The organism is Variovorax stachyos, from assembly GCF_051400855.1.
Lineage (GTDB): Bacteria > Pseudomonadota > Gammaproteobacteria > Burkholderiales > Burkholderiaceae_C > Variovorax.
Map to the genome: position 1 here is coordinate 32,472 of NZ_JBLFFN010000016.1, position 20,332 is coordinate 52,803.

General features: G+C 65.9%; 15 protein-coding genes. 8 read left to right on the forward strand and 7 right to left on the reverse strand.

What is annotated here, in order from left to right:
* Nucleotide 1 precedes the first annotated feature (1 nt).
* From ACMGEZ_RS23145 to gmd, 3 genes are all read right to left on the reverse strand, one after another.
* Nucleotides 2–640, reverse strand: a complete 639-nt coding sequence (locus tag ACMGEZ_RS23145) for an acetyltransferase (protein WP_436824628.1) — start codon at nt 638–640, stop codon at nt 2–4.
* Nucleotides 637–2,013 (reverse strand): FkbM family methyltransferase, encoded by a 1,377-nt coding sequence (locus ACMGEZ_RS23150; RefSeq protein WP_436824629.1) that lies wholly within the window; start codon nt 2,011–2,013, stop codon nt 637–639. Before ACMGEZ_RS23150 ends, ACMGEZ_RS23145 begins: the two co-directional genes overlap by 4 nt.
* Before the next feature lie 142 nt (nt 2,014–2,155).
* Nucleotides 2,156–3,193: a GDP-mannose 4,6-dehydratase gene (gene gmd / locus ACMGEZ_RS23155; protein WP_436824630.1), complete on the reverse strand. Its 1,038-nt coding sequence runs from the start codon at nt 3,191–3,193 to the stop codon at nt 2,156–2,158.
* 438 nt (nt 3,194–3,631) lie between these two features.
* Between gmd and ACMGEZ_RS23160 the strand changes: the two genes are divergently transcribed.
* From ACMGEZ_RS23160 to ACMGEZ_RS23175, 4 genes are read left to right on the forward strand one after another with little or no spacing between them, the layout of a single operon-like run.
* A complete protein-coding gene (locus ACMGEZ_RS23160) occupies nt 3,632–6,046 on the forward strand; it encodes a glycosyltransferase (protein WP_436824631.1) in 2,415 nt (804 codons plus the stop codon).
* Complete coding sequence (locus ACMGEZ_RS23165; protein ID WP_436824632.1) at nt 6,043–7,188, forward strand: glycosyltransferase; 1,146 nt, start codon at nt 6,043–6,045, stop codon at nt 7,186–7,188. Before ACMGEZ_RS23160 ends, ACMGEZ_RS23165 begins: the two co-directional genes overlap by 4 nt.
* Nucleotides 7,189–7,243: 55 nt before the next feature.
* Nucleotides 7,244–8,200: a GDP-L-fucose synthase family protein gene (locus ACMGEZ_RS23170; protein ID WP_436824633.1), complete on the forward strand. Its 957-nt coding sequence runs from the start codon at nt 7,244–7,246 to the stop codon at nt 8,198–8,200.
* A 7-nt stretch (nt 8,201–8,207) separates the two neighbouring features.
* Complete coding sequence (locus ACMGEZ_RS23175; protein WP_436824634.1) at nt 8,208–10,340, forward strand: glycosyltransferase; 2,133 nt, start codon at nt 8,208–8,210, stop codon at nt 10,338–10,340.
* On the opposite strand, the gene ACMGEZ_RS23180 is transcribed toward ACMGEZ_RS23175, so the two are convergent.
* The 3 genes from ACMGEZ_RS23180 to ACMGEZ_RS23190 are packed head-to-tail and all read right to left on the reverse strand — an operon-like array spanning nt 10,309 to nt 13,341.
* On the reverse strand, nt 10,309–11,055 hold the full coding sequence (locus ACMGEZ_RS23180; RefSeq protein WP_436824635.1) for an ABC transporter ATP-binding protein: 747 nt from the start codon (nt 11,053–11,055) through the stop codon (nt 10,309–10,311). The genes ACMGEZ_RS23175 and ACMGEZ_RS23180 overlap by 32 nt on opposite strands.
* 7 nt (nt 11,056–11,062) lie before the next feature.
* On the reverse strand, nt 11,063–11,866 hold the full coding sequence (locus ACMGEZ_RS23185; protein ID WP_436824636.1) for an ABC transporter permease: 804 nt from the start codon (nt 11,864–11,866) through the stop codon (nt 11,063–11,065).
* Between the two features lie 53 nt (nt 11,867–11,919).
* Nucleotides 11,920–13,341, reverse strand: a complete 1,422-nt coding sequence (locus ACMGEZ_RS23190) for a mannose-1-phosphate guanylyltransferase/mannose-6-phosphate isomerase (RefSeq protein ID WP_436824637.1) — start codon at nt 13,339–13,341, stop codon at nt 11,920–11,922.
* A gap of 165 nt (nt 13,342–13,506) precedes the next feature.
* On the opposite strand from ACMGEZ_RS23190, the gene ACMGEZ_RS23195 reads away from it, so the two are divergent.
* From ACMGEZ_RS23195 to ACMGEZ_RS23205, 3 genes are read left to right on the forward strand one after another with little or no spacing between them, the layout of a single operon-like run.
* Nucleotides 13,507–15,525 (forward strand): acyltransferase family protein, encoded by a 2,019-nt coding sequence (locus ACMGEZ_RS23195; protein ID WP_436824638.1) that lies wholly within the window; start codon nt 13,507–13,509, stop codon nt 15,523–15,525.
* A 37-nt stretch (nt 15,526–15,562) separates the two neighbouring features.
* Nucleotides 15,563–17,425 (forward strand): glycosyltransferase family 2 protein, encoded by a 1,863-nt coding sequence (locus tag ACMGEZ_RS23200; protein ID WP_436824639.1) that lies wholly within the window; start codon nt 15,563–15,565, stop codon nt 17,423–17,425.
* On the forward strand, nt 17,425–18,408 hold the full coding sequence (locus ACMGEZ_RS23205) for a glycosyltransferase (RefSeq protein ID WP_436824640.1): 984 nt from the start codon (nt 17,425–17,427) through the stop codon (nt 18,406–18,408). Before ACMGEZ_RS23200 ends, ACMGEZ_RS23205 begins: the two co-directional genes overlap by 1 nt.
* Here the strand turns inward: ACMGEZ_RS23205 and ACMGEZ_RS23210 are convergent.
* Nucleotides 18,405–19,169, reverse strand: a complete 765-nt coding sequence (locus ACMGEZ_RS23210; protein ID WP_436824641.1) for a glycosyltransferase family 2 protein — start codon at nt 19,167–19,169, stop codon at nt 18,405–18,407. The two genes, ACMGEZ_RS23205 and ACMGEZ_RS23210, sit on opposite strands and share 4 nt — an antisense overlap.
* A gap of 59 nt (nt 19,170–19,228) precedes the next feature.
* Between ACMGEZ_RS23210 and ACMGEZ_RS23215 the strand changes: the two genes are divergently transcribed.
* Nucleotides 19,229–20,323: a glycosyltransferase family 4 protein gene (locus ACMGEZ_RS23215; RefSeq protein ID WP_436824642.1), complete on the forward strand. Its 1,095-nt coding sequence runs from the start codon at nt 19,229–19,231 to the stop codon at nt 20,321–20,323.
* Nucleotides 20,324–20,332 lie beyond the last annotated feature (9 nt).

Genomic DNA, 20,332 nt, shown 5'->3' on the forward strand with positions numbered 1-20,332 from the left:
TCTACGTCCTTCTGTGCATTGTCTTGGCCGGTACGCCGGCGATTCTGGAGTTGGTTGCGATATCGGTGACGATCACGGAACCCGCCGCGGCCATCACGTCTGCGCCGATGGTGATCTCTGGAATCACCTTGCTCCCGATGCCAAGGAAGCTGCGCTCCCCGAGCGTCACGTTGCCGGCCAAGCCGCAGTGCGGGGCGACATGGGCGGCATTGCCGATTCGTCCGTCGTGGTCGATGCTCGCGAGCGTGTTGATGATGGCGAGGTCGCCGATCGTGCAGTCTGCGTTGATCACGGCCCCGGCCATCACCGCGACGCCCGATCCCATGCGGGTGGTCGGCGACACCGAGGCTTGTGGGCTGATCGCGTTGACGAGGTGGAAGCCGAGATCCGTAGCGAAGGCGGCGAGCCGCTGCCGCAGCGCGTTGGCACCGATGGCAACGAACACGCGCTCGTATCCGCGGGCGCGCAGGCTCTTCAAGTGCTCGTCTCCATGCAGGACGGGCACGCCGAGGCAAGTTTCGCCGCTGCCGGGGGCGCCGATGCAGTAGGCCACGGACGAGCCGCCGGCTCGAAGAAGCTCGATGCAAACCTTGGCATGGCCGCTCGAGCCGAGAACGATCACATCCGCATCTGGCGTCATGCGCGACCCCCCGCCCGCTCCCACGCCTTCGAGGCCGGACGAGCGAACAGCAGATTGATGGAATCGACCGATTCGAGTTGAGCGACATTCCAGTCGAGCAGTGCGCCCGTCGAGGGCTCGATAGCCTGAAACGCAAACCCGAACTTCTCGAACGCTTCGAGCCAGTCCCGGCTCGACGTGCCTGTGCGGCGAAGATGCGAAATGCCGAATTCGGCGATCAGTGCGACATCCGGATTGCGCCCGATCGTGGCGATCGCACCCTCGAGCACCTCGAGTTCTGCGCCTTCCACATCGATCTTGATGAGATCGACAGGGGTGTTGCCTTCGATCATGTCGTCCAGCCTGACCAGCGGCACCTCGACAGTGGCTGCCGTGGGCGCCTCTCCCTCCAGCGGATAGAGCGAGTGATGACCGCTGGTCGCTCCGAGGTGCAGGGGCATGCGTCCCGTCCGGTTCGAGGCTGCGGCTTGGTGCGTCTCGGCAAGGGCCGCGAATCCGTTGATCAGCAGCGATTTGCGCAACAGCGCATGTGTCACCGGATGCGGCTCGAAGGCCACGATGCGGCCACGCCCGTTCATGACCGATGCAGCGGCGAGCGTGTGCATGCCGACGTTGGCCCCGACGTCGATGAAGGTCTGTCCGGGCCGCACCAGTCTCTGGATGAGCTGTCGAGTGCCAGCCTCCAGCTCGCCGACATCGATGAGCGTCGCCAGCAACGGGTAGTCCGAGGCGGCGCAGAGCACGTAGCCCACTGATGTGCGCACGAGCACCTCACCGGAGTCCCCAGTGACGGCCACACGCCGGGCAGAGGCAAAGGCGTAGTGTTCGATGCGTTCGAGCTGATCCCGGGGAACCTCCAGCCGCGTGAGGTCGGGCTGCGCCGAGATGATCGTGCCTTCGAGCGAATCTCTTGCGAGGTGCAGTTCCTGCAGCATGTCGAGGCCGATCTGGGCATGCTCGTCTCGCTGCCGTTGAAACCCTTGGGTAATGTCGTTGCGAAGTGCCTGCAGTTCATGCAGGAGCTGTTGATGCCGTGAGTGCGCCGCCTGCTCGGCGCTTTGCGTCTGGGTTTGCAACTGGGCTTGCAGTTGCGCCTGAAGCGGCGCGAGGAAATACGCCTTCAGCCGAAAGGCAACCGGCCGCAGCACCGGCTTGAGGGCACGGTACGCCGCGCCTGCAATCGGGCGCAACCGGCGCTTGACCGCTTGGCGAAAGCTCGGTGCTGCGGGCTGTGCAGCTGGGGGCTGCACCTCGGCCGCGAACGTCGGCTGAGCGTCCTGGATCGGCATTGGCTCCTCCTGCGTCGCCTTTCGGCGCGCATGGATGAGCATCGCGGTGCGGATGCTGGGGCCTTTGCTTTCTGCCTCGTTCATCGAATCGGTCGTTGGTGGTTCCGCTGTTTTCGGGACATGCCGGATCGCTGCATCGGCGCTCTTGGTCGAAGAGACGCGGGGCCGTACGATCGGATCGCCAACGACTCGTCTCGCAGTGGGAGTGGCTCCCCGGAAGCCGGCTCTAGAAAGAGCGCCCCTCCGCATTCCGACGCAGATCCGCCTCCACCATCATCGTGCACAGCTCCTCCAGCGTAGTCGTCGGCTCCCAGCCCAGTTTCTCCTTTGCCCGTGCCGGATTGCCGATCAAGAGATCGACTTCCGCCGGTCGGTAGTACTTGGGGTTCACCCGTACCAGCGTCTTCCCGCTTTTCACGTCGATGCCGACCTCGTTCTGCTCGTCGCCCTCGAAGCGCAGCTCATAGCCCGCTGCCTTGAACGCCATGTCGACGAATTCCCGCACTGTCTCGGTCCGATTGGTCGCCAGCACGAAGCTGTCCGGCTCCTTGGCCTGGAGCATCATCCACATGCCCTCGACGTACTCCTTGGCAAAGCCCCAGTCGCGCTTGGCGCCGAGATTGCCGAGCTCGAGCACGCTGGACTTGCCCAGCTTGATCTTCGCCACCCCATCCGTGATCTTGCGCGTCACGAATTCGCGGCCGCGCAGGGGGCTTTCGTGGTTGAAGAGGATGCCGCTGCAGCCGAAGATGTCGTAGCTCTCGCGGTAGTTGATCGTCATCCAGTGGGCGAAGAGCTTGGCAACGCCGTAGGGGCTGCGGGGGTAGAAGGGGGTCTCCTCCACCTGGGGGATGGCCTGCACCTTGCCGAACATCTCGGAGGTGGAGGCTTGATAGAAGCGGATTTTCGGGTTGGTGAGCCGAATGGCTTCGAGCAGGTGCAAGGCGCCCATCGCCGTGATCTGGGCGGTGGCGTCGGGTTGGTTGAAGCTCACGCCGACGAAGCTCTGCGCGGCCAGGTTGTAGACCTCATCGGGAGCCGCTTCCTTCATCAGGGTCATCGAGCTGCCGAGGTCAGTCAGGTCGTATTCGATCAAGTGCAGGTCCGGATGATCCTGGATGCCAAGCTCCTCGATGCGCCAGAAGTTGACGGAGCTGGTCCGACGATACGTGCCGTACACAACATAGCCCTTGGTCAGCAAGAGTTCGGCGAGATAAGCGCCATCCTGGCCGGTGATGCCCGTGACTACAGCACGCTTCTTCATGAGGTCCTTCCAATAGATTCAAGAGCGCCATCCGCATGGCGCTGAACCGGGGGATTTTGCCCTAAAGCCCTGGCCGCTCCTTTCGCCGGCCGCCGCTCCCGAACCGGGCGGGGCTTCGCGCCCCCTTAAAATCCCCCGAGTGCCGAAGAGGCGGCATGGTGTCTGGACGGCGATGAACAAAGCAACGCGTCGTCAATCCAGTACGTCAATGCTCAGAAGACGAAGCATCGGCGTCCGTGCCGGAGCCAGCGTCCGCGCCTCGTACCGGTCGATACATTTCTTCCGGTAATTTTCTTTTGAACGCCGGGCAAGAGGCCCGGATTGTGCTGTGCCTTGTGTCCCAATCGGATGCGTCGCAGTGGGAGGTGCGTGCAGCGTGCGGACATCATCGTTCGCCCGCCCCGCACGTTGGCTTGGACTTTTTCGATGATGAGTGAAATGACACCACGCCTGGCGCTGGACATGTATGTGCTCGCGCAGGGCGTGAAGACCGGCGTCTATCGCGTCTGTGACGAGCTCTACGGGCGGCTGGCAGCTTCCGAGCGGTTCAGCCCCCGCCTGCTTGTCAGGCGTGGCGACGAAGCGAAGGCCGACGCGTACATCGCTGCACACAAGCTGCCGGGCATCGTGCTCGACAGCAGCCTTTCGGTCCCCTCGGCAGGTGCGGACATCCTGCTCTCGCCTTTCGGGGTCGCCCCCCGCGAATGGCTCCACGACGACCATGTGCTGCAGGCGCACATCATTCATGACCTGATCGCCATCCATCGGCCCGAGTACTTCAGCCAGGAGGCCTCCGCGGAAGTTCGGGCCATCATCGAGAGCCTCGACGAGCGCACCGTGATCTTCGTGAATTCCGAGTACACGAAGAAGGAGTTGCTGGCCTATCGCCCTGAACTCAGTCCGGGACAGATCACGCTGATTCCACTGGCCGCCGGCTCGCGTTTCAAGCCCTGCGGCGATGCGCAGGCGCGGTCTTCCATGCGCGCGAAGTACGGCATTCCCGCCGATGTGCCGTATGTGCTGAGCCTCGCGACGCTGGAGATCCGGAAGAACCTGGACCAGGTGGTGAACGCCTTCGTCCAATACCTGGATCAGGACGAAGCAAGTCAGATGCGCCTGGTGCTGGCCGGCATGTCCGGCTGGAAGCTGGAGAAGCTCGATGCCGCCCTGGCAGCGGCGGGCCGATGGCGCGATCGCATCGTTCTGACGGGCTTCGTGGCCGATGAGGACCTGTCCGCTCTCTACAGCGATGCACTTTGCTTCATCTATTTGTCGCGTTACGAAGGATTTGGCCTACCCCCCCTGGAGGCCATGGCTTGCGGAACGCCTGTGATCTGCGCTGACAATTCGTCGCTCCCGGAAGTCGTAGGTGATGCGGGTGTGATGCTGGACGCCGACGATGTGCAAGGTGTCGTGCAGGCTGTCCAAAGGGTCTCGGATTCGGGTGAATTGAGGGGGGAGCTTTCTCGCAGAGGAATGCAAAGGGCCTCGCTCTTCAGCTGGGATCGCTGCGCCGACATCGTCATGGACACCCTGGCTACCGCTTACGAACGACATGCCGCCCGGCCCGCGTACCTGAAGCGCCGGCCCGAGATGCTTCCGGCAACGCCGGAAGGATTGGCTGCCGTCAGCGTCGACAGCATGCCCGAGGCCAGCTTTTTCGGCTACAGGAACGGAAGCCTGGGCCCCAGTTTTGCCGCGCATGGCGCACCGCTGTCGAAGCGCGCAAACCTTGCCTGGCCACAGTGGTCGGATCGCCTGCCGACCTCGGCCGGCACGCCCGCCAAGCGCCCGGAGGGCGGTTTGCGCGCGCATGGGCAACTGAAATCCGGCACGCCGGACATGCCGCTCGTCAGCTACGTCACGGTGGTTCGCAACAACAAGGCCACGCTGGCACGCACCATCGAAAGCGTTCAGCGCCAGACTTACGGAAACGTCGAGCACATCGTGCTGGATGGTGCCTCGACCGACGGGACGCTGGACGTCATCCTGCAGCACGGCGATCGCCTCGACTACTACGTGTCCGAGCCGGACGCCGGCTTGTACGACGCGGTCAACAAGGCGGTCCCGCTCGCCAGGGGGCAGCTGATCTGCGTTCTGAATTCCGATGACTGGCTCGAGCCACACGCCGCCGAGATTGCCGTGCGCCGCATGCATGGCATGTACGACGAGGCGGCGCTGCTGATGACGGCCGCCTTGGTGCGCGATGGCGACATCCTCCACGAATGGCATCCCGCGTTCGTTCATCCGGGCAGCTATTTCATTTGTGCCAACGATTGCCACAACGGCATTTATGCCACCCGCGCTGCCTACGAGCGCTCCGGCCCCTACGACAGCTCCTACAAGATCGCCGCGGATTTCAAGTGGATCATGACCTGCCTGGAATCGGGCTCGAAGTTCGTCTACACCAAGGAGGCGACCGTCAACTATTCGTTGGGAGGTACATCGAGCGACCAGCGACAGCACAGCATCGATTGCATGCGCATTGTGAGCGAGCGCTTCGACTTTCTTTCGCCCGTCGAGGTCAGCGGCCTCTATCACAGCTTCTTCGTGTTCACCGGAGCTTTTTCTGCGGAGCAGGGCGGCCGTCCGAGCAATCACACACTGTTCCTGCGCAGGCTGTTTGCGGCCCATGAGAGCAGGCCTGATTTCCTCAGTGCGCTCGGCTGGGCTGCGATGGCGACCTTGCAACACCCCGTCGACGCGGCCGCTCCTCAGCCGGCACCGGCCGTGGAGGCGCCGGCCGTGCCGACCTTCAGGCGTTCGGTCAAGGAACTCGCCAAAAGCATCCTCTACAAGTACCCCGGCCTCTACGGCGCCGCCGCTCGCGGCTACCGGCGCCTTCGAGGATGAACCACGTGGCGCGAATTGCCTACATCGATCACTCGTTCCACCGAAGCACACGCTCGACCGAATTCCTGCCGGAGATCCTGGAACGTCGCGGGCACGTCGTCGATCATTTCTGGGACGACGCCTGGCAGGGCGGCAAACCGGTCGCCTGGAGCGATGTCGCCTCGCACGACGTGGTAATCATGTTCCAGTCGTTTTGTCGGCCGGACGCAAGCTACTTCAGGCAATCCCATCCGAACGTCGTATACATCCCGATGCTCGACCAGTTCGGCCTGTGGCAAGGGCCGCTCTACAACCTGTCGGCCTTCTGGGAGCCGTTCCAGGGCTCGAAGGTGCTCAACTTCTCGAACGCGCTGCAGTCCATGACGACTGCCTTCGGCATCGCGAGCCACTTCGTCCGGTACTACCAGCCCGTCGCTGCTTCTCCCGCCGCCGCGCGCGAAGGCCTGCATGGCTTCTTCTGGCTGCGCCGGGAATTGCAGCTGCCCTGGAAGACCATTCGCCAGCTCATCGAAGGCGTGCGCTTCGATAGCTTTCACCTCCACCTCGCGACCGATCCAGGCACGCCGGCGCCTCAATTGCCGTCGGCAGAAGACATCGCACGGCATCGCATCACGACTTCCACGTGGTTCGAGCACAGGGCGGATCTTCATGCGGTGATGGACCGAGCCAACGTCTATTTCGCGCCGCGCGCGGAGGAGGGGATCGGCCAATCCTTCCTGGAGGCCATGGGTCGGGGCCAGTGCGTCGTGGCGCCCAACCATGGCACGATGAACGAATACATCCTGCCGGGTGTCAACGGCCTCCTGTTCGACATCCACAATCCGCAGCCCCTCGATTTCTCAGAGGTAGCCCGGCTGGGCGAGCACGCCAGGGAAAGCACGATCGCCGGCCGGGCGGCGTGGGAGGCCGCCGAGGAGGAGCTCGTGCGCTTCATTCTCACGCCGAGCGAAGCGCTATATGTCGGGCGCTACCAGCATGCGTTCGCGATGGATGCGCCCGCTGATCCCCCGCCTGCCACACCGCCCGCGGCATCGCCGATCGCCCGTTTGCGCGCCTTTTCTCAACGCCATGCGTTCTTCCGGTCCACGCGCGTCATCTGGCACCCCATGATCCGGCTCGCCCGTCAGCTGCTGGGCCGTTGATCGTGGCGATGCGCTACGCTTCACAGCATCCGCCGCGAAGTTCATGAGATCCACGATGGAAAAGAAGAAAGTTTTTGTTGCCGGCCATAGAGGCCTTGTCGGCACCGCCACCCTGCAGGCGCTGAGCGGTCGGCCTGACTACGAGGTGCTCACGCGCACGCATGCCGAGCTGGACCTCGAGGACCGTGACGCCACCCGGGCGTTCTTCCTGGAGCATCGCCCCGACCACGTCGTGATGTGCGCGGCCAAGGTAGGCGGCATCCTCGCCAACTCGAATTTCCCGGTCGACTTCCTGCACAACAACCTGCGCATCCAGCTGAACGTCTTCGACGCGGCCCACGAGGCCGGCATCGATCGGATGATCTTCCTCGGCTCCTCGTGCATCTACCCGCGCGACTGCCCGCAGCCCATCAGGGAGGACTACCTCCTGACCGGCCCGCTGGAGGCCACCAATCGCCCCTACGCGCTGGCCAAGATCGCCGGGGTCGAATCGTGCTGGGCGTTCAATCGCCAGTACGGCACGCGCTACCTGGCCGCCATGCCCACCAACATGTACGGTCCCGGCGACAACTACCACCCCGAGCACTCGCATGTGCTGCCGGCGCTGATCCGCCGCTTCCATCAAGCCAAGATCAAGGGCGACCCGGAGGTGGTGGTCTGGGGCTCGGGCACGCCGCGCAGGGAATTCATGTACTCCTCGGATCTCGGGGAAGCGATCCTGTTCCTGCTGGAGCTCCCCGAGGAGCGCTTTGCCGAGCTCACCGGTCCGGAGGAGACGCCCTTGATCAATATCGGCGTGGGCGAAGACGTGACTATCCGCGAGGTCGCCGAACTCGTGAAAGCGACGGTCGGCTATGAGGGCGAGCTCAAGCTCGACGCCAGCAAGCCGGACGGGACACCTCGCAAGCTGCTGGACGTGGCGCGGCTTGGCTCCCTTGGATGGAAAGCCCGGACACCGCTCGACGTTGGCCTCAGGAACGCGTACGGCGACTTTCTCCAGCGGCATGGGTGAACAAATCTTGAGACGCTATGCGAGGCGTGTCGCCAAGGGCGCCTGGTGGCTTGCGACCCCCTGGCGCATGGGTGAGCGGCTGGAGTTCCTGCGCCAGCGTGCGGAAGCACAGGCGCGCGCGACCGAGTTCGCCCTCCTGGTCGATGCAGAGCGGATGCGGCTCGCGTCGCGCGAGAGAGGAATCCCTGTTCCTGCGGTCGAGCCGCTCGATCTGTTCGACGATGTGGCGGTGTGCAATGCCGCCGGGCTGCCGCTGGACAGCATCCTGTGGCCGCCCGTCGCGCCCCAGGACGTAACGGACCGCTGGTCGGCTGCGCGCTTCATGATCGACCTGTGGCGCAAGCGTGGCGACCTGCGGACGCGCTACCCGCTTGCGCTCGAAGGCGACAGGCAGACCGATTTCGCACACTGGCTGCAGAACGAAGGTGCGGCCGAACTGCACCTCGGCGGGGTGGCGTTGGAGCTGATGCTCGACGTGCTGGATGCCGGCATGGCCGATCGCGCGCGACAGTCGCTGCTCGCCGACCAGATGGTGTCGCCCGTGTCGCCGCATGGCTTGACCCTGGCTGGCATGCCGCGACTTTTCCGCTGGCTCATGCGGTACAGCGCCGGCGAACCCGGTTCGCGGCGTGAAGAGCTCTGGTGGCTCTTTCTGCAGGCAGCGCAGAACCCGTCACGCGAGCTGATGCTGGCCTATTCTTTCACGCCGGCATGGCAGGAGCTGCATCCCGATGGCCTCACGGTCTTCGGGCGCGAAGCCTTCTGCGCCTGGTTCGCTTCGGAATACGGCGCCTCGGGCCACTGGGTCGATTCGTCGACTTGGCCGGAGTGGGACGAGCCGGCATCGCAGATCCGAATGGCGTACTGGGCGCGCGACGCATGGCGTGCGGCCCATCCCGATGCACTGACGGATGAAGGCCATGCACGCGCGCTGCTCGACTGGCTTGCGTCGCCGGCAGCCGGCCTGTCCGACGCAGCCCGCGCCTGGTGCGCCCGCCTCGATGCAGGCTCCGTCGCTCGCGAGCTCGTCCGGCCCGGGGTCAACATGATCGGCCACTTCTGCTATGCCTCGGGCCTGCGCGTCTCCGCCGAGTCCATGGTCGAGGCGATGGGACGCGTCGGGGTGCCCAGCTCGCTGCGCGATGTGTGGACCGATGCCAAGGACGATCCTCATCATGTCGACTTCCGAGGCATGGAGGTCCATGACGTCACGGTCCTGCACACCCAGCCGGAGCCCTTCTTCGACGAGGCGTATCGTCGCGCGCACCTGTTCGAACGCCACCCTCGTACCTATCGGATCGGCTATTGGTACTGGGAGTTCGACACCATCCCCGATTCGTGGGTGGGCCATGCCCAGAAGGTCGACGAGGTGTGGACTGCCACCGAATTCGTCACCCGAGGGCTGCGCGATAGGCTTTCCATTCCCGTCCGGACCTTGTTTCCCGGGGTCAAGCTGGCGCCCTACACCTCGCGCAGCAAGAGCTACTTCGGGTTGAAGGAAGGTGTATTCACCTTCCTCTTCACCTTTCACATGATGAGCGTGATGGAGCGCAAGAACCCCAAGGGGCTGATCTGTGCATTCAAGGAAGGCTTCGGGAAGGATGATTCCGCCCAGCTCGTGCTCAAGACCTCATTCGGCGACCGCCATCCGGCGCAGATGCAGGAACTGCGCAATGCCGCCGCCGACGCCAACATCATCATCATCGACCAGGTTCTGAGTCCGGACGAGGTCCTCTCTCTCATGGACGCCTGCGATGCCTACGTCTCCCTGCACCGCAGCGAAGGCCTCGGCCTGACGATGGCCGAAGCCATGCTCATGGGCAAGCCCGTGATCGCCACCAACTTCTCCGGCAACGTGGACTTCATGGACGACAACAACAGCCTGCTGGTCCCCTACGAGCTGGTGAAGTTGGACAAGCCCATTCCGCCCTACGAGGCGGACCTGGAGTGGGCTGAACCCTCGGTCGAGCACGCGGCGCAGCTCATGCGCCGCGTCTACGACAACCAGGCCTGGGCGCGGGAGGTGGGGGCGCGCGGCAAGGCGAGCGCCGAAGCCAACCTGTCCCTGGACGCCGCAGGCCGGCGAATCGCCGCCCGCCTCGAAGAGATCAGATCGCTGCGGCGGCGAGCGGCAGGCTGACAGGCTCGATCGAGGACCGTTCGACGATCCGTCCGTGCTCCAGGTGGATCACCCGGTTGCACTCCTTCGCGATCAGGTCGGACGAGTGCGAGGCCAGCACCAGGATGCCGGACTTGGCCACCACGTCCTTCATCCGCTGCTCGGCCTTTTCGGTGAACTCGGCGTCGCCCACGGAGAGCCACTCGTCCATCAACAGGATGTCGGCCTGGACGCTGGTCGAGATCGAGAAGGCCAGCCGCATCAGCATGCCGGTGGAATAGGTGCGCACCGGCATGTTGACGTATTCGCCCAGCCCGCTGAACTCGCAGATCTCGGGCGTGAGTGCGTCGATCTGCTTCTTGCTCATGCCCATGACCAGTCCGCGCAGCATGATGTTCTCGATGCCGGTGGCATCGTGCTCGATGCCGAGCGCCGGATCAATCAGGCTGGAGACGGTGCCCTGGCGGACGAACTCTCCCGCGGAAGGCTCGTAGACGCCCGCCAGCGTGCGCAGCAGCGTCGACTTGCCCGCGCCGTTGTGGCCCACTAGGCCCAGGCGATCACCGCTCTTGAGTTCCAGGTTGATGTTGCTCAGCGCCTGCACCACGTTGACGCCGGTCTCCTTGCCGAAGCGGCCGCCGGTGACGGAGGCGGCCAGCGTCTTCTTCAACGATGCGGCGCCCGCGCCGTAGATGGGGAAGTTGACAGAGACGTTCTTGAGGGAGATGAAAGCCATTGTGTTCTCAGAGCCAATAGACGACGCGGCGGCGGTATTTCGCGAAGAGCAGGCCCGACACGACCACGCTCGCCACCGTCCACCCGACGATGCCCCACCAGTTGTGAGGATCGGCCACGCCGCCCATCAGGGGCGAGCGCAGCAAGTCGAGCATCTGCGCGAACGGGTTGTACAGGATGTACTGCGCGCGGCCGGGGAGGCTCTCCGGAAGCCAGAAGACCGGCGTCAGGAACATCAGCATCTGCATCACGCTGGTGACGATCTGGGTCACGTCGCGAAAACGCGTGCAGACCAGGCCCAGCGCCAGCCCGAGGGCCTGGGCGTTGATCAGCAGCAGCAGGAAGGCCGGTATGAAGAGCAGCGCCGACCAGGACAGGGAGATGCCCGCCCACAGCGCCACCGGCACGTAGAGCACGATCTGGTGCGCGAACTGGATCAGGTTGCGCGCCATGCTGCGCCAGACGAACAGGCTGATCGGGAAATAGCCCTGCTTCAGGTAGTTGCTGGAGCCGATGAAGGCGTTGCAGGCGTCGGTCACCATGCTGGAGAAGAAGCTCCAGAAGATGATGCCCAGCGCGAGGTGCGGGAAGAACTTCGACAGCTCGGTGCCGAACAGCGAGCTGTACAGCGGCCCCATGCCGCCGATCATGGCGCCCATGCTGAGGGTCAGCCACAGCGGCCCGAGCATCGAGCGGCGGTAGCGCAGCACGATGTCGAACCAGGCCAGCGTCCACCAGATGTCGGTGCGGCGGGTACCTTCCCACCAGTCGGACCACGCGCTGCGATGAAGATTGGAGTGCGCCTGGCTCACGGGAGTACCTCCGCCTTCGGCGGTGCTGTTTGCCTTGGGAGCGGCCGTGCTGCTCATACGCGTCCGTAGGTGTCTACCAGGCGCACGATGTCGTCCTCGCCAAGGTAGCTACCGCACTGGACTTCGATGAGAACCAGTTCATCCTGTCCGATGTTCGTCAAGCGATGCTTCTCCTTGAGCGGGATATAGCGGTATTCGCCGGGCAAGGTCTTGTGCTCCACCTCGCCGATCTGGACGATGGCCGTGCCCTGCACCACGACCCAGTGCTCCGCGCGCTGGTGGTGGTACTGCAGCGACAGCGCCTCGCCGGGCTTCACCGTGATGCGCTTGACCTTGTAGCCGTCTTCTTCCTTGAGCGAGGCGTAGGTGCCCCAGGGGCGGTGGACCACGGCGGGCAACTGCACCGTCTCGTGGCTGCGCGCCTTGAGGATGTCCACCACCTTCCTGACCTGCTGGGCGCTGTCCTTGTGGGCCACCAGCAGTGCGTCGGGCGTGTCGACGATCACCAGGTCGCGCAGGCCGAGGGCCGCGACGATCTTGGGACCGTGGCTCTCGACCTGGATGTGGGTGCCGGTGGTGTCCACCGCCACCACGTGGTCGTCGGGAAAGGTGTTGCCGCTGGCATCGGCGGGCTGGGCCTGGGCGACCGCCGGCCACGAGCCCACGTCGTTCCAGGCGAACTTGGCGGGCACCACGCGCACGTTGTCGGCGCGCTCCATCACTGCGTAGTCGATGCTGATGTCCGGCTGCAGGCCGAAGGCGTGCAGGTCGAAGTTGATCGCGTCGCCCTTGGTCTGCGCGCCTTGCAGCGCGTGGCGCGCCGCGTCGAGCACCTCGGGGGCATGCTTCTCCAGGGCCGAAATGATCGAGGCCGCGGTGAAGCAGAACATGCCGCTGTTCCAGTAGTAGCGGCCGGTCGCCAGGTATTCGACCGCGGTGGCCAGGTCCGGCTTCTCGACGAAACGCTTGATGGGCTGGCTCTCGCGCGAGACCCGCTCCACCTCCACGTAGCCGAATCCGGTCTCCGGCACCGTCGGCGGGATGCCGAACAGCACCAGCGAGCCCTGCTGGGCCAGCCGGAACGCCTCGCTCGCGCTGGCGACGAAGGCTTCCACGTCGGGCACCAGGTGGTCGGCCGAGAGCACCAGCATCACCGTGTCGCCGCTGAACTGGCGCTCGCACTGCAGGGCCGCCAGCGCAATCGCCGGTGCCGTGTTGCGGCCCTTGGGCTCGAGCAGGTAGGTGGCCGACGGCGGATCGCTCATCTGGCGCAGCACGTCCTTGGTCAGGAACTGGTGGTCCTTGTTGGTGACGACCATCAGGTCGCCGGTGCCGCAAGCCTGTCCGCGCTCGATGGCCTGCTGCAGCAGGGTGGAGCCGCCCAGCCTCATGAAGGGCTTCGGCAGCGCCTGCCTGGAAACTGGCCAGAGCCTGGAGCCGGATCCTCCCGAGAGCACCACAGAAAGCAATCGCATTTTTGTCCTTCTCTTTGAGAGCCGGCGATTTTACCGGCCGAAGCCGGGGCGCACCCCGGGCAACGAGATGCGTGCGAGGGGCGCACCACGTTGCGAAGATAATCACGCGCTGCGCCGCGACGCCACGTCGCCCACCGACCCGACCCAGCCCCAGACCGCGCCTGCATGCCCCGACAAGAAGAACAGCCCCCCCTTGCCCACCCGAAGTACCGACCGGACATCGATGGCCTGCGCGCCATCGCGGTGCTCTCGGTCGTGGGCTTCCATGCCTTTCCGCACTGGGTCAGGGGCGGCTTCATCGGCGTCGACATCTTCTTTGTCATTTCCGGTTACCTGATCTCCACGATCATCTTCGGCAGCCTGGGCGGCGAGGGCTTCAGCTACCGCGAGTTCTATGCCAGGCGCATCCGGCGCATCTTCCCGGCGCTGCTGGTCGTGATGGCCGCGACCTTCGCCTTCGGTTGGTATGCGTTGCTCGCCGACGAGTTCCGCCAGCTGGGCAAGCACCTGCTGGCCAGCGCGGGCTTCGTGGTGAACCTTGCGCTGTGGAACGAGGCCGGCTACTTCGACACCACGGCCGAAACCAAGCCGCTGCTGCACCTGTGGTCGCTGGCGGTGGAAGAGCAGTTCTACATCTTCTGGCCCGTGTTCCTCGGCCTGGCCTGGCGCTTCCGGGGTGGCAACGGTCGCCATCTCGCCACCTGGATGTGGGTGGCGACGGTGCTGTCCTTCCTTCTCAACGTGTACGCCGTGCAACGCCACCCGACGGCGACCTTCTATTCGCCGCTGCCGCGCATGTGGGAGCTGGCGGCCGGCGCCTTGCTGGCCTGGAACGCGCTGCGCCGCGAGCCGCATCGCAACTGGTACCGGCGCGAGCTGCGCAGCGTGTCCGGCCTGCTCCTGATCGGCTTGGGCCTGGTGCTGATCACCCGCGGCAAGTCCTTCCCGGGGTGGTGGGCGCTGCTGCCCGTGCTGGGCGCCTGCCTCTGCATCTCCGCGGGGCCGGGTGCCTGGCTCAACCGACGACTGCTGGGGTCGCGCCCGATGGTGTGGGTGGGCCTGATCAGCTATCCGCTGTACCTGTGGCATTGGCCCCTGCTGGCCTACGCGCGCATCGTCGAGGGCGACGAGCCCAATCGAACCACGCGCATCGCGGCCGTGGTCGCGTCCGTGCTGCTGGCCTGGCTCACCTATCGCTTCGTCGAGCTCAGGCTGCGCCGACGCCGCAGTGAGGGCGTGGTCAAGGGCCTGGCCTCGGGCATGGTGGCGGTGGCCGTTATCGGCATGGTGCTGGTCGGGCGCGTGCTGCCGCCGCGCAACGATGACCCCAGCGTGCAGGCCATCGTCGCGGCCGGCGGCGACTGGGCCTATCCCGACGGCATGAAGGAAACCAAGGTCAAGGGCGAGACCGTCTACACCATCGGCGAGGGCAAGGAGCGCGTGCTGCTGCTGGGGGACAGCCATGTCGAGCAGTTCGGCCCGCGCGCCGTCGAGCTCGACCGCATCGCGCCCGACGCGCTGAAGACCCTGTACTTCGGCACGCGGGGCGCCTGTCCGCCGGTGCCGCACCTCTTCGAGGATCGCGACTTGGCCTGCGGCCCGCGCCGCGAGCAGCTGCTGAAGTTCGCCTTCAGCGAAGACATCGACACGGTGGTGCTCGGCGCCTGCTGGACCTGCTATTTCGACATCGAGGAGACGACGCCGGGTTCCAGCGCGCCCCCGCCCCCGGACCACTACTACTTCCTCGATTTCGAGGGCCGCCACATGCTGCGCGGCGGCGACGGGGTGAAGCGTTCGCTGGTGTCGCTGGAGACGCTGATCCGGCTGCTGCGGGCCGCCAACAAGAAGGTCTACCTGATCCTCAATCCGCCGCTGAGCACGAACTTCGAGCCTCGGCTGCTGCTCCACGGCAGCCGCCTCGGCACCCTGACCGCCTCGACCTCGCCGGTCTCGGCGCCCTTCCCGCCGACGCAGAAGCGCCTGCAGGAGCAGCTGCGCCAGCTGGCGCAGGGCGCGGGTGCCGTCGTGCTGGACCCGGCTCCCACCGTCTGCGTCTCCGACGACCGGTGCATGCTCAGCGGCGAGGGCGGCGAGCCCGTCTACAAGGACGGGGCCCACCTGCGCGCCGGATTCGTGCGCAAGGCGGCGACCTTCCTCGATCCCGCGATCGTGTCGGCACGATGAGCGACCCTGGACTCCAGAGCATGAGAAACCGCCGCGCATGAAAGCCCTGTTTTACCGCCTTGTTCTCTTTCCACTGGGGCTGCTCAGAGGCCCGGGTCTGTTCGGTCGCATCCAGCGCGCCTGGCGCATCTTCGGCAAGTCGGGATGGGCCGGTGTGCAGTGGGAGCTGGGCCGGCGCATGGGCGGCTACAACAACTACGACAACTGGGTGCGCCGGCACGACACATTGACCCCCGAGCTGCGAGAGAAGCTCGCCCGGCGCGCCGAGGCGATGGAGGGCGGCCCGCTGATATCTGTGATCATGCCGACTTACAACCCGAACCCGGCTTGGCTGCGCGAAGCCATCGAGTCAGTTCGCGCACAGATCTACCAGAACTGGGAACTGTGCATCGCAGACGACGCTTCGACCTCGAAGGACGTTCGCGAGGTCCTGGAGGCCTACAGCCGCAGCGACGCGCGCATCAAGGTCGTGTTCCGACCGCAGAACGGCCATATCTCGGCCTCGTCGAACAGCGCGATCGAACTCGCAACCGGGTCATGGCTCGCGCTGATGGACCACGACGACCTGCTGCCGGCCCATGCGCTTTACTGCGTCGCCGAATGCATCATCGCGCATCCGGACGTTCGCCTGATTTACTCTGACGAAGACAAGGTCGACGAGGGCGGCCACCGCTTCGGCCCGTACTTCAAGCCTGACTGGAATGTCGATCTGTTCCGGTCGCAGAACATGTTCAGCCACTTGGGCGTGCTGGCCACCGACCTGGTGCGCGACGTGGGCGGCTTTCGTGTCGGACTGGAGGGGTCGCAGGACTGGGATCTCGTGCTGCGGTGCGTGGAGCGTGTCGAGCCCAGGCAGATCAGGCACATCCCGCGCGTGCTCTACCACTGGCGCGTGCACGGCGAGAGCACTGCAAAGTCGATGGGGGCCAAACCCTACGCGGCCGTAGCCGGCGAACGTGCACTGAACGAGCACCTGGCGCGCACAGGTGTGCAGGGGGCAGCGGAGTACCTCGGCTTCGGCTTTCGCGTGCGCTACGCTTTGCCGCAGGTGCTGCCCGAGGTGTCGCTGATCATCCCGACGCGCAACGCGTTGCAGTTGGTGAAGCAGTGCATCGAGTCGATCGAGGCGAAGACGAGCTATGCCAACTACGAAATCATTCTGGTCGACAACGGCTCGGATGACCCGTCTGCGCTGGCGTATTTCAAGGAGCTCGACGCGCGTCCGAACATCCGCGTGCTGCGTGATGATCGTCCTTTCAACTACGCCGCCCTCAACAACGCGGCCGTGGCGCAAGCGAAGGGTGAGCTTGTCGCACTGGTCAACAATGACATCGAGGTGATCACGCCGGACTGGCTGTCCGAGATGGTGTCCATCGCCTTGCAGCCCGGCGCAGGCGCCGTGGGTGCGCGCCTGTGGTATCCGAACATGACGCTTCAGCATGCCGGCGTGATCCTCGGCGTGGGCGGCATCGCAGCCCACGCGCATCGCGGCATGCCGGCCGGCCGCGAAGGCTACGGCGGCCGCGCGGGCCTGATCCAATCCTTCTCCGCCGTCACTGCCGCCTGCCTGGTGATCCGCAAGTCGATCTACGAGCAGGTCGGTGGCTTTGACGAGGTCCATCTGCAGGTGGCCTTCAACGACGTGGACTTCTGCCTGCGTGTGCGCGAGGCCGGCTACCGGAACGTCTGGACGCCTTACGCCGAGCTGCTGCACCACGAGTCCGCAACACGCGGCAAGGATCTGTCGCCGGAAAAGCGCGCGCGCTTCGAGCGCGAGGTGGCCTACATGCACGAGCGCTGGGGCGAACTGCTGGAGAACGACCCCGCCTACAGCCCCAACCTCATGCTGGCGCGCGAGGACTTCAGCTACGCCTGGCCCCCACGCCTGGCGCCCCTTTGATGGCGCTGGGCGTCTCGGTCGCGCTGTGCACGCGCAACGGCGCACGCTATCTGCCGGCGCAGGTGCAGAGCGTCTGCACCCAGGAGCCGCCGCCGCGCGAGATCGTGCTGTCGGACGACGGCTCCAGCGACGACAGCGTGGCAGTGGTGCGCCGGGCCATGGCGGACTGCGGCGTCGCTTCGAGTGTCGCGTTGACCGTGTTCGAGAACAAGCCGGCCCTGGGCGTCACGCGCAACTTCGAGCAGGCGATACGCGCCTGCCGGCACGAGCTCATCGCCCTCAGCGACCAGGACGACGTCTGGCATCCGGGTCGCCTCGCACGCATGGCGGCCTGCTTCGAGGCACGGCCCGAGCTGCTGCTGCTGCACACCGATGCCCGGCTGGTGGATGGCGAGCTGCGGCCGTTGGGCGACACGCTGTTCCATGCGCTGGAGGTACAGCCGGAGGAACTCGACGCCATCGCCCAGGGCCGCGCCTTCGAAGTGTTCCTGCGGCGCAACCTCGTGACCGGCGCGACCGCGATGTTCCGGCGCCGCCTGCTCGCAGCGGCACTGCCTTTTTCCGACGAGTGGGTCCACGACGAATGGCTGGCCGCGCTGGCCGCCGCCACCGGCCGCCTGGACGTGCTGCCCGAAGCCCTGATCGACTACCGCCAGCACGGCGGCAACCAGATCGGCGCCAAGCGGCCCAGCCTCGCCGACAAGCTCGCCAAGGCGATGCAGGCGCGCGGCAGCAAGCACATGCAGCGCTGGCGCCGCGCGCAGGCGCTGCTCGATCGGCTGCTCGCGCTGCAGGGCCAGGTGCCCGAGGCCATCGTCGACGCGCAGCGAGGGAAGGTGGCGCACCAGCGCTTCCGGGCCGAGCTGCCGGCCTCGCGCGTGGCCCGCCTGCTGCCGGTCTTGCGGGAGGCCGCGAGCGGCCGCTACGAGCGCTTCGGCCGCGGCAAGCAGGCGATCGCGCAGGATCTGCTGGAGCGCGGCTAGCGGCCCGCGCGCGAGCCCGCCTCCAGCCGGCGGTAGCGCCAGAACGCGGCCGAGCTCCACACCTTCAGCAGGCTCGTGAGGTGCCAATACAGGTGCCGCTTGCTGCTGTGGCTCGCGCGCTGTGCATCGTGGCGGGTCTGCAGGTGCTCCGCGATCGAGAGCTTCCAGCCGGCCAGCCGCAGGCGCGCGCAGATGTCGAAGTCCTCGCCGTACATGAAGAAGCGCTCGTCGAAGCCGCCGATCTGGCGGTACGCCTCGCTGCGGAACAGCATGAAGAGGCCCGGGATCCACGCCGGTTCGGCCGGTATCGGGTAGCCCGGGCGCCGGCGCGTGAGGATCTCCAGCGGCGTGATGATCGCGCGGTGCTGCTCCGCCGTGGTCTTGCCGGGCTCGAGGATGCGAGGTGCCAGCAGGCCGGCATCCGCCGGAGCGTGTTCGAGCAGCGGGCCCAGCACGTCGGCGTCGAAGCGGATGTCGGGGTTGAGCACCAGGAACCACGGCGTTTCGCAGCGCGCGAACGCCTGGTTGTGGTTGGCGCCGAAGCCCATGCGCCGCCGGTTCTCGATCCGTTCGATCGGAAAGCCCCAGTGCCCGCCTGCCAGCGCATCGGGCTCGGGGATGTTCAGCGTGAGCAGCACCTTGGCCGTCGTCGCGCGGCTGAAGCAGTCGAGCTGGTCGAGCAGGGGGCGGATGAGTTCGAGCTGACCATGGCTCACGATCGAGACAGTGACGGCGGGGGAGGGTGGCGGGGATGTGGGCATGGTCTAATTTCGCCCGGGGATTCTAGGAGCAGCCTCCCGGGCCTTCCCGCCTTCCACCCATGCTTACCCTGATCGTCGTCAGCTTCCTCATCTCCGCCATTGCCGTGCAGCTGTTCATGCGGCGTGCCCGTCGCCATGCGCGGCGCTACGGCACCGACATGCCGCAGCGCTTTCACAAGGGCCATGTGCCGCGCCTCGGCGGTGCCGGCATGTTTCTGGGTACCGGCATTGCATGGCTGGTGGCAGGGCTGCCGTCCGATCCCTTCAACGTCAACTGGCCCGTCGAGGCCTCCGGCGTGGCGCTGCTGTGCATCGCGCCGGCCGTGCTCGCCGGCATCGTCGAGGACCTGACCCAGCGCGTCTCGGTGCGCTACCGGCTCGGCATCACCATCGGCTCGGCGCTGCTCCTGTGTTGGCTGCTCAAGCTCGGCGTCGCGCGCCTCGGCATTCCCGTGGTCGACGGCTGGCTGCAGGCCTGGCCCTATGCCGCGATGCTCTTCGCGGCGGTCGCCATCGGCGGCCTGCCGCACGCCTTCAACATCATCGACGGCTACAACGGCCTGGCCGCCACGGTGGCGATCCTGGTCTGCCTGGCCATCTCGCACGTGGCCCTGCAGGTGGGCGACCGGCAGCTCGCCGCCATGGTGATCTGCCTGGTCGGCGCGACGGCGGGCTTCCTGATCTGGAACTACCCGCGCGGCAAGATCTTCGCCGGCGACGGCGGCGCCTATGTCTGGGGCATGGTGATCGCCCTGGCCGCGGTCACGCTGGTGCAGCGGCACCGCGTGGTCTCGCCCTGGTTCCCGATGCTGCTGTTGATCTACCCGGTGTGGGAAACCGTGTTCTCGGTCTACCGCCGCTTCGTTCGCGGCCAGTCGCCGGGCGACCCGGACGCGCTGCATTTCCACCAGCTGATCTTCCGCCGCATCGTGCGCGTCGCCTTGGCAGACGACGAGGCGCGCCAGCTGCTGGCGCGCAACAACCGCACCTCGCCCTACCTGTGGATCTTCGCCGCCCTGACGGTGGTGCCGGCCGTGCTGTTCTGGAACAACACCCCGGTGTTGATGGCCTTCTGCGCGCTCTTCGTGGCGACCTACGTGGCGGCGTATTTCATGATCGTGCGCTTCAAGGTGCCGCGCTGGCTGCGCCCGTAGTTCCTGCAC

Coding starts and splice junctions, on each gene's coding strand:
- ACMGEZ_RS23145 (WP_436824628.1), bottom strand. CDS start 640: ATGACGCCAGATGCGGATGTGATCGTTCTCGGCTCGAGCGGCCATGCC.
- ACMGEZ_RS23150 (WP_436824629.1), bottom strand. CDS start 2,013: ATGAACGAGGCAGAAAGCAAAGGCCCCAGCATCCGCACCGCGATGCTC.
- gmd (WP_436824630.1), bottom strand. CDS start 3,193: ATGAAGAAGCGTGCTGTAGTCACGGGCATCACCGGCCAGGATGGCGCT.
- ACMGEZ_RS23160 (WP_436824631.1), top strand. CDS start 3,632: ATGACACCACGCCTGGCGCTGGACATGTATGTGCTCGCGCAGGGCGTG.
- ACMGEZ_RS23165 (WP_436824632.1), top strand. CDS start 6,043: ATGAACCACGTGGCGCGAATTGCCTACATCGATCACTCGTTCCACCGA.
- ACMGEZ_RS23170 (WP_436824633.1), top strand. CDS start 7,244: ATGGAAAAGAAGAAAGTTTTTGTTGCCGGCCATAGAGGCCTTGTCGGC.
- ACMGEZ_RS23180 (WP_436824635.1), bottom strand. CDS start 11,055: ATGGCTTTCATCTCCCTCAAGAACGTCTCTGTCAACTTCCCCATCTAC.
- ACMGEZ_RS23190 (WP_436824637.1), bottom strand. CDS start 13,341: ATGCGATTGCTTTCTGTGGTGCTCTCGGGAGGATCCGGCTCCAGGCTC.
- ACMGEZ_RS23195 (WP_436824638.1), top strand. CDS start 13,507: ATGCCCCGACAAGAAGAACAGCCCCCCCTTGCCCACCCGAAGTACCGA.
- ACMGEZ_RS23200 (WP_436824639.1), top strand. CDS start 15,563: ATGAAAGCCCTGTTTTACCGCCTTGTTCTCTTTCCACTGGGGCTGCTC.
- ACMGEZ_RS23205 (WP_436824640.1), top strand. CDS start 17,425: ATGGCGCTGGGCGTCTCGGTCGCGCTGTGCACGCGCAACGGCGCACGC.
- ACMGEZ_RS23210 (WP_436824641.1), bottom strand. CDS start 19,169: ATGCCCACATCCCCGCCACCCTCCCCCGCCGTCACTGTCTCGATCGTG.
- ACMGEZ_RS23215 (WP_436824642.1), top strand. CDS start 19,229: ATGCTTACCCTGATCGTCGTCAGCTTCCTCATCTCCGCCATTGCCGTG.